Source organism: Limnospira sp. PMC 289.06, assembly GCF_032350395.1.
GTDB lineage: Bacteria > Cyanobacteriota > Cyanobacteriia > Cyanobacteriales > Microcoleaceae > Limnospira > Limnospira platensis.
Map to the genome: position 1 here is coordinate 1 of NZ_JARPLC010000289.1, position 1,557 is coordinate 1,557.

Genomic DNA, 1,557 nt, shown 5'->3' on the forward strand with positions numbered 1-1,557 from the left:
GCAGTTATTTCGGGTATTGCAACCCTATGCGCGTGCCTGAACGTTTCGCACCTCCATTGTTAAAGATACAGCATTGACGTTATCTAACGCCGTTTTATCATCATGACAGTGGCGGTGTAATAGCTGAAGGTTTTTGTATTCATCCTTTCCACCGAGGTTTCGAGGTACAATGTGGTCTACTTCAACTAAGTCAGATGGGGTCAAATATTGCCCGCACCAGGTACACTTGCATTTTTGCTTTTTGAGTAGTTTTGCTACCCTATTTGGCGTTCCGATTGCTTGTCCTTTTCTGTTTGACCAGTAAGTCCAATTTCCGTCGTATGGTGTTGCTTCAGGTTTGATCAGGGTGTGTCTGACAATTGGAGTCCAGTTATGTTTCCATAACTGAAGTCCATCTTTAGTTCTAAATAACCAGGTTTCATGTCTTTCTTTCCCATTACTGAGTATGACCGTTCCCGGTCTCAAATAATTCCTCAGTTTTTCGATGTTTGCCTTTCCGCATCTTGATACTGTCCATGCCCTTAACATTTTCCAAATTATGTCATCTAGCTTGCTGAATGTCTCGGATGAAACTACTCCTGAGTAGTAATTTTCCCACCCCCGAATAATCGGGTTTAGCCTGCTAATCAGGGCAGACTGGGGTGCGGTCTTATGCTGTTTTATCACACCCTTAATCACTTCTGTATGGGCAACTGCTTTCTTACTGGGTTTGATGTGGGTTTTGTGACCGATTAATCGGCTCGCTCTCCCACCTGTTTTTCCCGATTTATATTTTCCTACAGGGTATTGCCTGATATTAAATCCTAAGAAATCAAAACCTGCTTCTTCTGTTCTGCCCTCGTATTGTATGGGGTTAAGTGTATGACACACTCTAGTCTTTTCAGGTTTAATTTGCAATCCTACAGGTTTTAACCATTCGTAAATAGCATTTTTACACGGTTCAATGATATCGAGTGAAGGTGATATTACTACGAAATCATCGGCGTATCTTACTAACGAGGCTTGCACTCTATTAGCTTTCTTGGGATACATTGTTTCAATTAACCTAACCATTCCATCCAGTGCAATGTTGGCGAGTATTGGACTTATGGCACAAGACAGAATAGTTAGGACGTATAATGGCAAGGATATCTACATAAGACCCAAAAGGCTAGCCCCCTACAGTTACGACCTTAGACAAAAAGTTATTAATGCAATTGAACTAGACGGTATGCCCAAAACAGAAGCCAGTCAAGTTTTCCATGTCAGCCGGAACACTATCAATCTCTGGCTGCAAAGAAAAGCACAGACCGGAGACTTCCTCCCTAAACCTAATCACCGACCTGGCAATAACCACAAAATTACCGACTGGCATAAATTCAAGGCTTTTGCCCAAGAGCATGGCCACAAAACCTCCGCTCAAATGGCTCAACTTTGGGATGACGACATCTCTCCTCGCACCATATCCAGAGCCTTGAAGAAAATTGGCTTCACCAGAAAAAAAACTTACGGCTACCAAGAACGTGATGAGCAACAGCGAGAGGCGTTTATTGCTCAGATTGAACATATGGAGCCGGA

The 1,557-nt window shown here is 42.8% G+C and carries 1 protein-coding gene and 1 pseudogene; one reads left to right on the top strand and one right to left on the bottom strand.

Going from position 1 to position 1,557, the window contains the following annotated elements; translation table 11 throughout:
• Window positions 1–24: 24 nt before the first annotated feature.
• Window positions 25–1,089: pseudogene (locus tag P5674_RS24565) on the bottom strand (group II intron reverse transcriptase); the annotation flags it as partial.
• On the opposite strand from P5674_RS24565, the gene P5674_RS24570 reads away from it, so the two are divergent.
• On the top strand, window positions 1,088–1,557 hold a 470-nt coding region (locus P5674_RS24570; RefSeq protein ID WP_315670387.1), incomplete at its 3' end, for an IS630 transposase-related protein. The pseudogene P5674_RS24565 and the gene P5674_RS24570 sit on opposite strands and share 2 nt — an antisense overlap.